This is a genomic window from Streptomyces sp. CB01201 (assembly GCF_002803085.1).
In the GTDB taxonomy this organism is placed as follows: Bacteria; Actinomycetota; Actinomycetes; order Streptomycetales; family Streptomycetaceae; genus Streptomyces; species Streptomyces hundungensis.
In genome coordinates this window covers 358172-370392 of the sequence record NZ_NNBJ01000006.1, presented here as the reverse complement: position 1 = coordinate 370392, position 12221 = coordinate 358172, and the positions used below count along the sequence as shown (strand labels likewise).

At 71.2% G+C, this 12221-nt stretch carries 15 protein-coding genes and 1 tRNA gene; 13 read left to right on the top strand and 3 right to left on the bottom strand.

Going from position 1 to position 12221, the window contains the following annotated elements; genetic code table 11:
• Positions 1 to 260 precede the first annotated feature (260 nt).
• On the bottom strand, positions 261 to 2054 hold the full coding sequence (locus tag CG740_RS15865) for a helicase HerA-like domain-containing protein (protein ID WP_234376275.1): 1794 nt from the start codon (positions 2052 to 2054) through the stop codon (positions 261 to 263).
• A gap of 96 nt (positions 2055 to 2150) precedes the next feature.
• Here CG740_RS15865 and CG740_RS15860 point away from each other — a divergent pair, with 96 nt between their 5' ends.
• A complete protein-coding gene (locus tag CG740_RS15860; protein ID WP_053725882.1) occupies positions 2151 to 2447 on the top strand; it encodes a type II toxin-antitoxin system VapB family antitoxin in 297 nt (98 codons plus the stop codon).
• A 113-nt stretch (positions 2448 to 2560) separates the two neighbouring features.
• On the top strand, positions 2561 to 3190 hold the full coding sequence (locus CG740_RS15855; RefSeq protein ID WP_100575762.1) for a LytR C-terminal domain-containing protein: 630 nt from the start codon (positions 2561 to 2563) through the stop codon (positions 3188 to 3190).
• An 85-nt stretch (positions 3191 to 3275) separates the two neighbouring features.
• Here the strand turns inward: CG740_RS15855 and upp are convergent, their stop codons facing one another.
• Positions 3276 to 3911 carry a uracil phosphoribosyltransferase gene (upp, locus tag CG740_RS15850; protein ID WP_100575818.1) on the bottom strand — a complete coding sequence of 212 codons (636 nt, stop codon included), beginning with the start codon at positions 3909 to 3911 and terminating at the stop codon, positions 3276 to 3278.
• Positions 3912 to 4060: 149 nt separating this feature from the next.
• Between upp and CG740_RS15845 the strand changes: the two genes are divergently transcribed.
• The 11 genes from CG740_RS15845 to CG740_RS15800 all read left to right on the top strand — a co-directional run bounded on the left by CG740_RS15845 (position 4061) and on the right by CG740_RS15800 (position 11774).
• Positions 4061 to 4240 carry a hypothetical protein gene (locus tag CG740_RS15845; RefSeq protein WP_100575761.1) on the top strand — a complete coding sequence of 60 codons (180 nt, stop codon included), beginning with the start codon at positions 4061 to 4063 and terminating at the stop codon, positions 4238 to 4240.
• Between the two features lie 228 nt (positions 4241 to 4468).
• On the top strand, positions 4469 to 5023 hold the full coding sequence (locus CG740_RS15840; protein WP_100575760.1) for a tRNA adenosine deaminase-associated protein: 555 nt from the start codon (positions 4469 to 4471) through the stop codon (positions 5021 to 5023).
• A 44-nt stretch (positions 5024 to 5067) separates the two neighbouring features.
• Positions 5068 to 5496 (top strand): tRNA adenosine(34) deaminase TadA, encoded by a 429-nt coding sequence (tadA, locus tag CG740_RS15835; protein ID WP_100575817.1) that lies wholly within the window; start codon positions 5068 to 5070, stop codon positions 5494 to 5496.
• Between the two features lie 58 nt (positions 5497 to 5554).
• A tRNA-Ser gene (locus CG740_RS15830) sits at positions 5555 to 5639 on the top strand.
• A 373-nt stretch (positions 5640 to 6012) separates the two neighbouring features.
• Positions 6013 to 6747, top strand: a complete 735-nt coding sequence (locus CG740_RS15825; protein ID WP_234376274.1) for an ANTAR domain-containing protein — start codon at positions 6013 to 6015, stop codon at positions 6745 to 6747.
• On the top strand, positions 6744 to 7493 hold the full coding sequence (locus tag CG740_RS15820) for a GAF and ANTAR domain-containing protein (protein ID WP_100575758.1): 750 nt from the start codon (positions 6744 to 6746) through the stop codon (positions 7491 to 7493). Before CG740_RS15825 ends, CG740_RS15820 begins: the two co-directional genes overlap by 4 nt.
• A gap of 433 nt (positions 7494 to 7926) precedes the next feature.
• On the top strand, positions 7927 to 8088 hold the full coding sequence (locus tag CG740_RS40355) for a hypothetical protein (protein ID WP_199846462.1): 162 nt from the start codon (positions 7927 to 7929) through the stop codon (positions 8086 to 8088).
• Between the two features lie 190 nt (positions 8089 to 8278).
• A complete protein-coding gene (locus CG740_RS15815) occupies positions 8279 to 8572 on the top strand; it encodes a Dabb family protein (protein ID WP_100575757.1) in 294 nt (97 codons plus the stop codon).
• 232 nt (positions 8573 to 8804) lie between these two features.
• Positions 8805 to 9680, top strand: coding sequence for an RNA polymerase sigma factor SigF (locus CG740_RS15810; RefSeq protein ID WP_100575816.1), 876 nt, complete (start codon positions 8805 to 8807; stop codon positions 9678 to 9680).
• Positions 9681 to 9926: 246 nt separating this feature from the next.
• Complete coding sequence (locus CG740_RS15805) at positions 9927 to 10778, top strand: RNA polymerase sigma factor SigF (protein WP_100575756.1); 852 nt, start codon at positions 9927 to 9929, stop codon at positions 10776 to 10778.
• Between the two features lie 135 nt (positions 10779 to 10913).
• Positions 10914 to 11774 carry a hypothetical protein gene (locus CG740_RS15800; protein ID WP_100575755.1) on the top strand — a complete coding sequence of 287 codons (861 nt, stop codon included), beginning with the start codon at positions 10914 to 10916 and terminating at the stop codon, positions 11772 to 11774.
• 178 nt (positions 11775 to 11952) lie between these two features.
• Here the strand turns inward: CG740_RS15800 and CG740_RS15795 are convergent, their stop codons facing one another.
• Entirely contained in the window at positions 11953 to 12171 is a 219-nt protein-coding gene (locus tag CG740_RS15795; RefSeq protein ID WP_100575754.1) for a hypothetical protein, read from the bottom strand.
• Positions 12172 to 12221: the final 50 nt, after the last annotated feature.

Here is a 12221-nt window from a genome sequence, read left to right as displayed (position 1 = left end):
TCGGTGCTGGCCGGCGCAGGCATCCCCAGCCCGTCCGGCGATTGAGGACGAGCGCCGTTCAGGCGCGAACGGGGGTGCAGGGGGCGGAGCCCCCTGCGGGGTCCCAGGGGCGCAGCCCCTCAAGGGGGTCTGGGGCGCAGCCCCAGGGCCCGAACCCTTCAACCCCGCCGCACGGGCGGGTGGGCGGGCAAACCCCCGGGGTCTGGGGCGGAGCCCCAGGGGGACCCGGGACCCACCGACCCCGGGCCGCGGGGGCGGGGCTACCTTCGGCGCGTGCCGAAGATCGAGCGGGAGATCTCCCGGCCCAACTGCGTACCAACAGACCGCGCGAGCGACCGAAAGATCCCACTGCTCACCACCTGCTCCGCCAGCGACGCATCCTGCTTCTTCGCCCGGCCGGCAGGCTTGCCCGAACCCGAACCCGAACCCGAGCCCAACGGGTCCAGCGCGGCCGACACCGCCGCCTCCTCCCGCGCCCGCTCCGCCGCCGTCAGCTTCTCGAAGGCGGATTCGCGGTCCACCGGCTCGGCGTAACGGCCGTACAGGATCGAGGACTTGACGGCCTGGTCCAGTGCGGCCGCGTCGATGGGGGCCATCAGGGACTGGGGCGCCCGCAGACGGGTCGCCGCGACCGGGGTCGGCGCGCCCTTCTCGCTCAGCACGGTGATGACCGCCTCGCCGGTGCCGAGCGAGGTCAGGACCTCTTCGAGGTCGTAGGGGGAGTGCGGAAACGTGCGTACCGTCGCCTTCAGCGCCTTCGCGTCGTCCGGCGTGAAGGCCCGCAGCGCGTGCTGGACGCGATTGCCGAGCTGGGCCAGTACGTCGCCGGGGACGTCCTTCGGGGTCTGGGTCACGAAGAAGATGCCCACGCCCTTGGAGCGGATCAGCCGGACCGTCTGCGTGATCGACTCCAGGAACGCCTTCGACGCTCCGTTGAACAGCAGATGGGCCTCGTCGAAGAAGAAGACGAGCTTGGGCCGGTCCACGTCGCCGACCTCGGGCAGCTTCTGGAAGAGGTCGGCGAGCAGCCACATCAGGAAGGTGGAGAACAGGTGGGGTTTGTCCTGGACGGCGGGCAGTTCGAGGACCGACACCAGACCGCGTCCGTCCGGGGCGAGCCGCATCAGCTCGCTCGTGTCGAACTCGGGCTCCCCGAAGAACGCCTCGGCGCCCTGCTGCTCGAACGCGGTGATCGCACGCAGGATCACCCCCGCGGTGACGGACGACAGGCCGCCGATTCCCTTGAGTTCGGCCTTGCCGACGTCCGAGACGAGGAAGCCGACGACCGCCTTCAGGTCCTTCAGGTCGTACAGCTCAAGGCCCTTGGTGTCCGCGTAGTGGAAGATCAGGCCGAGCGACTGCTCCTGCGTCTGGTTGAGCTGGAGCACCTTCGACAGGAGTACGGGCCCGAAACTGGTGACCGTGGCGCGCAGCGGGATGCCGGGGCCGATGCCGCCGAGGCCGTAGAACTCGCAGGGGAATCCGGCCGCCTCCCACTCCTGGCCGACCTGCGCCGCCCGTTCGGTCACCTTGTCGCCCGCCTGGCCCGGAGCCGAGATGCCCGAGACATCGCCCTTGACGTCCGCGAGGAACACCGGCACTCCGTTGGCGGAGAGCTGCTCGGCGATGAGCTGGAGGGTCTTGGTCTTGCCGGTGCCCGTCGCCCCGGCGACCAGGCCGTGCCGGTTGAGCATGGAGAGGGGGATGCGGATGGGCGCGTCGGGCAGGCACTGGCCGTCCCACAGCAGCGCGCCCAGTTCCATCGCCGGTCCCGTGAAGGCGTACCCGGCAGCGATCTCCACGGCCGGCCCCGGCACGGCGGAGGCAGCACCGGCCGCCGGCTGCGGCTCGGCGGCGTCCGACCCGGCAGGGGCAACGGGTGCGCCGGCCCCGCCGGGCGCGGGTTCGGCAGGGGCGCCATCCGCAGGCGCGGCGGGCGCGGGGGGCGCGGGCGCGTCGGCGGGCGCCGGGGCGGGATTCCGCGCTCCGGTTTCGTCCGGGTCCGCGGCACTGATGGGCTCGGGCGCGGCCGCCGTCTGGTCGCTGTCGGTCATGACGAGCCCCCTGAGTCGGGTTTCAGGCGTTTTGCCCAGGATTGCACTCGGGCTCCATGGCTGCGCCCGGAGCCGCTCGCCCGGTAGGCTTTCCGTGTGATCTTCAAGCGCATCGGAAGCGGGCGGCCCTATCCCGACCACGGCCGGGAAAGCACCCGGCAGTGGGCGGATGTCGCGCCGCGCCCGGTCCGGCTCGATCAGCTCGTGACCACCAAGGGCCAGCTCGACCTCGAAACCCTCCTCGCCGAGGACTCCACGTTCTACGGCGACCTGTTCGCGCACGTCGTGAAGTGGCAGGGCGATCTCTACCTGGAGGACGGCCTCCACCGTGCGGTCCGCGCCGCGCTCCAGCAGCGCCAGGTTCTGCACGCGCGCGTACTCGAAATGGACTGAACCCGACACCCGGGTGAGCCTTTCGGACCTTTTGCCGCGCATACGGGCGCATACGCGCGCCAGCGGTTGATCATTTAGTAGGCATCGTCCCGGGTCGGCACTACCCTGCGCCTATGAGCATGCTCACTCCCCCCGGCATGGGCGGAAAGTACCGCATCAAGGGTGACGCCTACCCGCGGATGCGACGTCCCCGTAAGCGCGGCCGGCTGGTCCTCGCGCTGGTCGGCGCGGTCGTGGCCCTCGGCCTGATCGGCTGGGGGACAGTCCAGCTCATCGACGTGTTCGGGGGCGGTGGCGGCAAGGCCAAGGCCGCCGCGCACGGCAAGAACTGCCCGGCGCCCACGGCGTCCGGCTCCGGCGCGCCCCAGGCACTGCCGAAGCCCGCGCAGATCACCGTCAACGTCTACAACGCGACCCCGCGCGGCGGCCTCGCCAAGTCGGTCGCCGACGAGCTGAAGAAGCGCGGCTTCGCGATCGGCAAGGTCGGCAACGCGCCCACCGAGTACGACAAGAAGGTGGCCAACAACGGCGTGCTGCTCGGCGCGCCGACGGCGACCCGCGGCCCCTTCTCCGTACTCGGCACCCAGCTCGCGGGCACGACGCAGAAGACCGACACGCGCGAGACGCAGGACGTCGACCTGATCCTGGGGAACACGTTCGCGAACCTGAACACGCCGAAGGACGCGGACACGGCCCTGGCCGCCCTGGCCAAGCCCGCACCCGCGCCCTCCGGCAAGTGCTGAGAACCTCCGCGTATCCGCGGTATCCGCGGTATCCGCGCCATCCGCGCGGACCGATCGGGTCCAGGACCCGTCCGGCGGGCAGGCCCTAGTCGACGGTGCCGTACATCCGGTCGCCCGCGTCACCCAGGCCCGGCACGATGTAGCCGTGCTCGTTGAGGCGCTCGTCGACCGAGGCGGTCACCACGGTCACCGGCGTGCCCGCCAGCTCGCGCTCCATGACCTCGACGCCCTCGGGGGCGGCGAGCAGCACCACGGCCGTGACGTCGTCGGCGCCGCGCTTGATCAGCTCGCGGATCGCCGCGACGAGCGTGCCGCCGGTCGCCAGCATCGGGTCCAGGACGTACACCTGACGGCCCGAGAGGTCCTCGGGCATCCGGGTCGCGTACGTGGAGGCCTCCAGGGTCTCCTCGTTGCGGATCATGCCGAGGAAGCCCACCTCGGCGGTCGGCAGCAGCCGCACCATGCCGTCCAGCATGCCGAGGCCGGCCCGCAGGATCGGGACCACCAGAGGCCGCGGGTACGAGAGCTTCACGCCCGTCGTCGGCGTCACCGGGGTCTCGATGTCCACCTGCTCGGTGCGCACGTCCCGGGTGGCCTCGTAGGCGAGCAGGGTGACCAGCTCGTCGGCGAGCCGCCGGAAGGTCGGGGAGTCGGTGCGCTTGTCGCGCAGCGTGGTGAGCTTGTGCGCCACGAGAGGGTGGTCGACGACATGGATCCGCATGACGTCCACAGTAACCGGGGCGTGGCGGCTCCGCGTCCCACCTGCCGGTCCCATCCACCGCTCCCACTTGCCGTTGGTTCGTGCTGGCGTCAAGCGCCCGAACGGGGGGAAGGTGGAAGACACGAACCGACCCGGGGCGGTGTGAACCAATGCCGGACGAGCACGACCGAGCGCAACAACCGGAGAGCGATGCGGACCGCCGGCGGCGGCGCGCCCAGTTCCTGCGCGAACTGCACGAGGCCAAGGCGCTGCGCGACCGGGTCCAGCCCCGGCGCGCCCGAGCGGCCCGTATGCGCCAGGCCATGCGCATGCGAACCTTCCGCTGGTGACCCGCGGACCCGGCGCCCCGAAGCCCGTGGTCACGGCCGTCGCGCGCACCTGACGGGGTGTCCCGGAGCCCGCGATCATGACGTGTCGGAAGCCGTGATCGGGGCGACCGGAAAAACGCAACCGCGGAAGAACTCTCGCAACCGCGGTGTTTTCTGCCACGATTCCGAATGAAGCCACAGCCGGGGGGACCCCCAACCGGCACGCCTATGACCAGTGGGAGAGTCACGGTGTACTTCGCCGCACTGCTCGCGCGCACCGAAGACGGGTGGGAAGCGAGCGACACAGAGCTCGACGATGTGGAGACGCTGTCGGATCTGGCCGACCTGGCCCGTGAAGCAGCCGCCGACGGGGCCGACGACACGGTGCTCGTCTTCATCGAGCAGGAGGACGCCTGGTTCGGCGTCGTCCGCGTCGACGGCGAGGACGACCCGCGCGTCTTCGTCTCCGACGCCGCCGTCGCAGCCCGCTCCTCGTACGGGGCCATGCTCACCGACGAACTGCTCGGCCACGACCAGGACGACGAGGAGGACGAGCTGGACACCCTTGACCTCGACGGCACGGAGGACGGCTACGAGGACGAGGACGAGGCCGCGACGGCCGTGGACGGGCCGGACGGCGACGCGTCGTCGGACGACGCCGTGCCGGCCGGCCCGCTCGGCGAGAGCGCGATCCTCGCGGACCTCGGCGTGAGCGAGGGCCGGCTGCTCGCGCTCGACGGGGACGCCCTCGTGACGATCGCGGACGCGCTGGGCGCGGCCGAGGTCCTGGAGGCCGTCCGCTAGTGCCCCCTCCGCACGACCCCGTACGCGAACGGTGGGCGGAGCCGATGCGCTCCGCCCTTGCCGGGGCCGCACAGGCCGAGTCGGCCGGCGATGTGCCGGTCGGCGCGGTCGTGTTGGCCCCGGACGGCACGTTCCTCGCGGCCGGGCACAACGAACGCGAGGCGACGGGCGATCCGACCGCGCACGCGGAGGTCCTCGCCATCCGGCGCGCGGCCCGAAGGACCGGCGAGTGGCGGCTGACCGGCTGCACGCTCGTCGTCACCCTGGAGCCGTGCGTGATGTGCGCGGGCGCGATCGTCCAGTCCCGGCTCGACCGGATCGTGTTCGGGGCCCGCGACGAGAAGGCGGGCGCGGCCGGTTCGCTGTGGGACCTCGTACGCGACCAACGGCTCAACCACCGCCCCGAGGTGGTCGCGGGAGTCCTCGAAGAGGAGTGCTCGGCACAGCTGACGGCGTTCTTCCGGCAGCGGTGACCCAGCTCTCGCCGAACCGATTTCAAACCTGGGCCCACCTTGGGCTAAGCTCTCTCTCGGTAGCGTGTCCGAGCGGCCGAAGGAGCTCGCCTCGAAAGCGAGTGTGGGGAAACTCACCGAGGGTTCAAATCCCTCCGCTACCGCAGATAGACGAAGGGCCGGGTTCCCAGGAACCCGGCCCTTCGTGCTGCTCCGCCTCGGTTTCCGTCCCCAACGGCCTCAGCCGACCCGCACGAGAGCCCCGGCGACCCCGTTGTCATCATCGGGACAAGCCCCCTGCGCCACACCCGGCTTGCCCGGTGTCTGCGTCACGGGCCGCTGCGCCCTGGGCGCCCTGCGCGCGACCCGGGCGGGCCGTCCGGACCGCGGCGGGTGGCTGTGCCGCCCGTCAGGGGGCGGGGCTCGGCCGGGTGTCCGGGGCGGCATCCCACGGGTGCGACTAGGGTTCATGGTGAGAGCCGGCGGGCGTTTCGCCCCCAAGCCCCGGCAGGTCGGAGCCCAGTGATCAGCGACGGCATGGCCGATGTGCTCCGGTCGCTCCGTCACGATGACGGCAGTGTCCTGGCCGCCGCGTGCGCGCGAGCTCTGGGGGTCGACGGCGTCGCCGTGTCACTGCTGGTCACGGCGGGTCAAGGCGCGCAGCCGGAACCGGAACCGCTGTGGCGCTCGCCGGGCATCGCCGCGGACTTCGAGGAGCTTCAGTTCACCCTCGGCGTGGGCCCCGGCCTCGACGCCGCGCACAGCGGCACGGCCGTCGTCGCGCCCGACCTGGCGGCGGTACGCGCGGACCGCTGGCCCGGGCTGCCGGCCGAGGCCCTCCGGATCGGGGTGGCCGGCGCGTACTGCTTCCCCCTCGGCCTGGGCGCGATCCGGCTCGGGGTGCTCAGCGCGGTGACCTCCCGGGCCGGCGACAGCGTCCCCGAGCAGCGGTTCGCCGATGCCCTGGCCCTGGCCGCCGCGCTGACCGCGCAGCTCCTGGAGCGCGACGGGAACCCCCCGGCGGCTTTGGGGACGGCCGCGACGGTACCGGGGGAGATACACCGGGCGGTGCTGCACCAGGCGACCGGCATGGTGAGCGTCCAGCTGGACGTCTCCCTGGCGGACGCGCTGCTGCGGCTGCGGGCGTTCGCCTACAGCAGCAACGTACCGCTCGGCGATGTGGCAGGAGACGTAGTGGCCAGACGGCTGCGGTTCAACGACGATAACGACGGTACGGACGGGCCACTGTCGCCCGGCGGTCGAAAGGGATGATCGGCATGATCCGCGAACAGCGCTTGGCGGAAACCTTCATGGAGGTGGCCGACTCCCTGACGGACGACTTCGATGTGCTGGACCTGCTCCAGCGCCTGTCGACCCGGTGCGTCGAGCTCCTCGACGTGTCCGCGGCCGGCATCCTGCTCGCCGACCCCTTCGGCGAACTACAGGTCGTGGCCGCGTCCGACGAGCACACCCGGCTCCTGGAGCTCTTCGCCCTCCAGCACGACCAGGGTCCGTGCGTGGAGTGCTTCCGCAGCGGCACCGCTCGGACGAACATCGACCTCAACAGCCCCAGTACGACGGCCAGTTGGCCCCGCTTCGCGCCCCGGGCCCGGGAGACCGGCTATGTGACCACGCATGCGATCCCGCTGCGGCTGCGCGACCGCAACATCGGCGCCCTGAACCTCTTCCAGAAGACCCCGCACCGCCTCGGCGACAACGACATCGCGCTCGCCAAGGCCCTGGCGGGCGTCGCCACGATCACGATCCTCCAGCAGCGCACCCTGGAGCAGTCCCACATCGAGACGACCCAGCTCCAGGCCGCGCTCAACAGCCGCATCCTGGTGGAACAGGTCAAGGGGATTCTCGCGGAACGCTGGGGCACCTCCCCCGACCAGGCCTTCTTCGCCTTCCGCAGCTACGCCCGTAGCCACCATCTGCGGCTGGCCGACTTCGCCGCGTCGATCATCGCGGGCACCTTCGACACCGCGACGATCCCGCTGCCCCCGTCCGAGAGCTGAGCCGCTCACCGGGCCCCGCGAAACGGCCGCCGGGCGGATCCGCACGGTTGCCCCGCCGGCGGCCCGGCCGCGGCGCCATACGAAGAAGCCCCGGTCGCGGAAGTGACCGGGGCTTCGACGATGGGACGGGGGGAGCGGCATCGGGGGGACAAGCCGCTCCCCCCGATGAGAACAGAACCTGCAAGTCCTGCGCCGCAGTCAGGGGGGAAGCTCGCGGCGCGGACCCCGCAGTGAGGTCCTGTTCCTCACCCACCGCATTCCTGCCAGATGTGGTGGGCTCAAGAACCATCCTGCTCTCCCGTCACGTCCGTACCGTCGGGCAAAGGGCCCCGATCGCCGGGCCGTAGGTCCCTAAAGGCCTGGTGAGTACGGGACGGGTGGCGGTTAGACTCACCCGACCGCACAGGGGTGGCGCCGGGGAGGGGCTGGCACAGTGGACATCAAGAAGGTCCTGCTCTACATCGTCGTGGTCTTCGTGCTGTACACGATCATCACGTCGCCGGTGCAGGCCGCCGGGATGGTCCAGACCGGCTTCGAGGGCATATCGAGCGCGGCCAAGGGCGTCGGCGAGTTCATGACCAACCTGGTCCGCTGAGCAGCAGGCCCGCTGGTCCGCCGAGCCCGCTGAGCCGCTGGTCCGCCGAGATCGCCGGCCACTGGGCCCACCGGCCCAGTCGCCCGTCGCGGCACCCGGCCATGCATCCGGCCATGTCCCCGGCCGTGGCCGTGGACGAGTCCCCGGTCGCGCCCCCGACCGGTCCCCGTCGTATCCGTAGGAGAGGTTCATGATCCGCCACCTGGTTCTGTTCAAGCTCAACGAAGGCGTGCAGCGCGACGAAGAGCGCGTGGTCGCCGCTGTGAAGGCCTTCCAGGAGCTCGACGGGCTCGTTCCCGAGATCGAGTTCTGGGAGTGCGCCTGGAACATCACCGACCGGCCGATCGCGTACGACTTCGCCATCAACTCCGCCGTCGCCGACGCGGACGCCCTGAAGCGCTACATCGAGCACCCCGCGCACCAGGCGGCGGCCGGCCAGTGGCGCGAGTTCGCCACCTGGGTGATCGCCGACTACCCGTTCTGACCCTGCGCGTTCCGGCTCCCTTCCGGCACGCGGCACCCGGCCCCGCACCCGAGAGGTGCGGGGCTTTTTCCTGCCCCGATACGCCTCCGAGCAGGGCCATCTGCCCCAACTTGCCCTCAACACGTGGTTATACGGTGCTTGCACACAGTGGACATGTCTTGTGATGCTATGACCGCTTTTGACGGATGAGTTGACCGACGACCAAGACCGAGGACTAAGGGGTGGCGTGACCGTGCCGGCCAGTACTACGCCTCAAGTGCCGCCCCAGAACGAGCCCCAGGACGCCGCCGAAGTGCCTGCCCAGGACTCCTCGGAGGGCCCCAGGGGCCCCGTCAGAACGTCCACCAGGGGTGCGGACACCCGCGCCCTCACCCAGGTACTGTTCGGCCAGCTCAAGCACCTTGAGCCGGGCACCCCGGAACACGGCCGGGTGCGCGGCGCGCTGATCGAGGCCAATCTGCCGCTGGTGCGGTACGCGGCCGCGCGCTTCCGCAGCCGCAACGAGCCGATGGAGGACGTCGTCCAGGTCGGCACCATCGGCCTGATCAACGCGATCGACCGCTTCGACCCGGACCGGGGCGTGCAGTTCCCGACCTTCGCGATGCCCACCGTGGTCGGCGAGATCAAGCGCTACTTCCGCGACAACGTGCGCACCGTGCACGTGCCGCGCCGGCTGCACGAGCTCTGGGTGCAGGTGAACGGCGCCACCGAGGACCTGACGACGCTGCACGGCCGCTCCCCGACCACCGGCGAGATCGCCGAGCGGCTCAGGATCGGCGAGGACGAGGTGCTCGCCTGCATCGAGGCGGGCCGCTCGTACCACGCGACCTCCCTGGAAGCCGCCCAGGAGGGCGACGGGCTGCCCGGTCTGCTGGACCGGCTCGGCTACGAGGACCCCGCGCTCGCCGGTGTCGAACACCGCGATCTGGTCCGCCACCTTCTCGTACAACTGCCCGAACGCGAGCAGCGGATCTTGATGCTCCGCTACTACAGCAATCTGACGCAGTCCCAGATCAGTCAGGAATTGGGAGTGTCGCAGATGCATGTGTCAAGGCTTCTGGCCAGGAGTTTCGCGCGGCTTCGATCCGCAAATCGAATCGAGGCATAACCGGTTCGAGTGAGCCGGGCCCAGGCATCGGGCCGGTAAAAAATTTCCGGCCGAAAAACCGCACACCCCCTGTTTCCTGCATGTACGCGGGCCCCACTTGTCGACATGTCACTACAGCGTGTTGCCGACATGTGACATTCTGCCGAAACCGCGTTTGCCGCAGCCCCGCCTCCGGTATTCAGGTGGAGGCTGCTTCCTCCGATGGTCGTGGCCCAACGCGACCGTCCGCGACCTCAAGGGGGTGGCATGTCCGCAGAACAGGGCAGCTCGAAGGTGCTCACGCTCACCAAGAGCGCACCGGCACCGACCGTGCACCGGCACGCCGCAAACACCGCAGCCATCGACACCCGCACGCTGTCCCGCTCCCTCTTCCTGCGCCTTGCCACGCTGGACACCGACAGCCCGGAGCGTACGTACGTACGCGACACCCTCATCGAGCTCAACCTGCCGCTGGTGCGGTACGCGGCGGCCAGGTTCCGCAGCCGCAACGAGCCGATGGAGGACATCGTCCAGGTCGGAACGATCGGCCTGATCAAGGCGATCGACCGCTTCGACTGCGAACGGGGCGTGGAATTCCCCACGTTCGCGATGCCCACGGTCGTCGGCGAGATCAAGCGGTTCTTCCGCGACACCTCCTGGTCGGTGCGGGTGCCGCGCCGCCTCCAGGAGCTGCGGCTCGCCCTCACCAAGGCCAGTGACGAGCTCGCGCAGAAGCTCGACCGCTCGCCCACGGTCCCCGAACTCGCCGCGGTTCTCGGGGTGTCCGAGGAGGACGTGGTCGACGGGCTCGCGGTGGGCAACGCCTACACCGCCTCCTCGCTCGACTCGCCCGCCACCGAGGACGACGGCGGCGAGGGTTCGCTCGCGGACCGGCTCGGCTACGAGGACACGGCGCTCGAAGGCGTCGAGTACCGGGAGTCGTTGAAGCCGCTGCTCGCCAAACTCCCGCCCAGGGAACGGCAGATCATCATGCTCCGCTTCTTCGCGAACATGACGCAGTCCCAGATCGGCGAGGAGGTCGGCATCTCACAGATGCACGTCTCGCGGCTGCTGACCCGCACGCTGGCCCAGCTCCGCGAGGGCCTCATCTCCGACTGAGCTCCGGCTGACGGCCGGCCGGTTTCCGACTGACGGCCGGCCGGTTTTCCGGCTGATGTCCGGCCGGGCTCAGCCCCGTTCCGCAACTTCCGTCGCGCTCTGGTTTATTGACGATCCGTCAGACACACTGGCGCGATGCGACGACGTGCTGCGCTGATCGGTGTCTCGGCGGCGGTGGTCCTCGGCCTCGGCGGCACCCTCGCCGCCGGCGCCGGAGGCGGCGACCGGGACGGCTACCTGGCGGTGGGCGCCGCGGGCACCGGGCCCCCGGCCCCGGACCACGCGGTGCCGCCGAGCGGCAAGGTACGGCTGGTCCCCCTGGACGGCCCGGGCACGGCCGCGTCACCCGGTGATGGCAGCGCCGGTACGTCCGCCACGCCCTCCGCATCCGGTACGTTCGGCACGTCCTCCACATCCTCCACGTCCGCCACGCCTTCCGTGCCGGGAACCCCGGGGACGCCCGGCGCCGCACCGGGGGCCGGCGGTTCGGAGAGCGCCGGCTCCGCCAAATCCCCTGCGGGGTCCGGGGGTTCGGCCTCGGGTGGCTCTTCGGGGTCCCCCGGAGGTGCCGCGGGCAGGCCCGGCGGCACCGCGGGAGGCTCGGCAGGGGGCTCGTCGGGCGGCGCCACCGACCCCTCCGGTACGCCCTCCCCTCCCGGCACACCGGGCAGGCCGAGCCCGCCCGCGGGCCCTGCGGTGCTGAGCGTCGGGGCACCGAGCCGTTCGGCCGGGGAGCACCGTTGGTGCGAGAACGTCACCGTGCGGTTCCGGAACACGGGCGGCACAGCGGTGAAGTCGGGCAGCGTTGTATTCGCGACCCACATCATCGGGCTGCTCGGGGTGGACTGGGCCACCATGACGTCGAGTCAGCCGCTGCCCGCACCCATTGCGGCGGGAGCGGTGGTCTCACGGACGTACGGGGTGTGTGTGGACGCGTGGCGGGTGCCGCTGGGGATGCACGTGGAGACGCGTTCGGTGACGGCCAGTTGGGGTTGACGCCCCTCAGGCGGCCCAACCGGTCCAGGCGGCCGAACCGGTCCAAGCGACCGGCCCGGCCCACGCGGCTCGACCGGCCGAGGCGGACCGGCGGACGACCGGGTGAGCGAGTGCGGACGACCGGGTGGGTGAGCGGGGGCGCGGGGCGCACCCCGGACCCCCGCCGTCGAGCGGCGTCTCAGCCCAGGGCCAGCCAGGCCACCGCCGCCAGGACCACGATCACGGCGACCACACCGACGATCAGGCCTACGCGCGGGCCCGCGGCGGTCGCCGCCGGAGTGGCCGGCTGGCGGCCCTGGGGTACGCCCTCGTCGACGAAGGCGCGGAACATCTGCGTGGAGCCCGCCGGGTCGTAGTTGCCCTCGGGACCCTGGGGTGCGTGGGGGTTGTGTGCCATGGGGCAGGACCCTAGCGAAGATGGGGGTCCCGCCCAACCCCCGCCCCCGC

Coding starts and splice junctions, on each gene's coding strand:
- CG740_RS15855 (WP_100575762.1), top strand. CDS start 2,561: ATGAGCATGCTCACTCCCCCCGGCATGGGCGGAAAGTACCGCATCAAG.
- CG740_RS15845 (WP_100575761.1), top strand. CDS start 4,061: ATGCCGGACGAGCACGACCGAGCGCAACAACCGGAGAGCGATGCGGAC.
- CG740_RS15865 (WP_234376275.1), bottom strand. CDS start 2,054: ATGACCGACAGCGACCAGACGGCGGCCGCGCCCGAGCCCATCAGTGCC.
- CG740_RS15795 (WP_100575754.1), bottom strand. CDS start 12,171: ATGGCACACAACCCCCACGCACCCCAGGGTCCCGAGGGCAACTACGAC.
- CG740_RS15800 (WP_100575755.1), top strand. CDS start 10,914: ATGCGACGACGTGCTGCGCTGATCGGTGTCTCGGCGGCGGTGGTCCTC.
- upp (WP_100575818.1), bottom strand. CDS start 3,911: ATGCGGATCCATGTCGTCGACCACCCTCTCGTGGCGCACAAGCTCACC.
- CG740_RS15805 (WP_100575756.1), top strand. CDS start 9,927: ATGTCCGCAGAACAGGGCAGCTCGAAGGTGCTCACGCTCACCAAGAGC.
- CG740_RS15815 (WP_100575757.1), top strand. CDS start 8,279: ATGATCCGCCACCTGGTTCTGTTCAAGCTCAACGAAGGCGTGCAGCGC.
- tadA (WP_100575817.1), top strand. CDS start 5,068: ATGCGCTCCGCCCTTGCCGGGGCCGCACAGGCCGAGTCGGCCGGCGAT.
- CG740_RS15820 (WP_100575758.1), top strand. CDS start 6,744: ATGATCGGCATGATCCGCGAACAGCGCTTGGCGGAAACCTTCATGGAG.
- CG740_RS15825 (WP_234376274.1), top strand. CDS start 6,013: ATGGCCGATGTGCTCCGGTCGCTCCGTCACGATGACGGCAGTGTCCTG.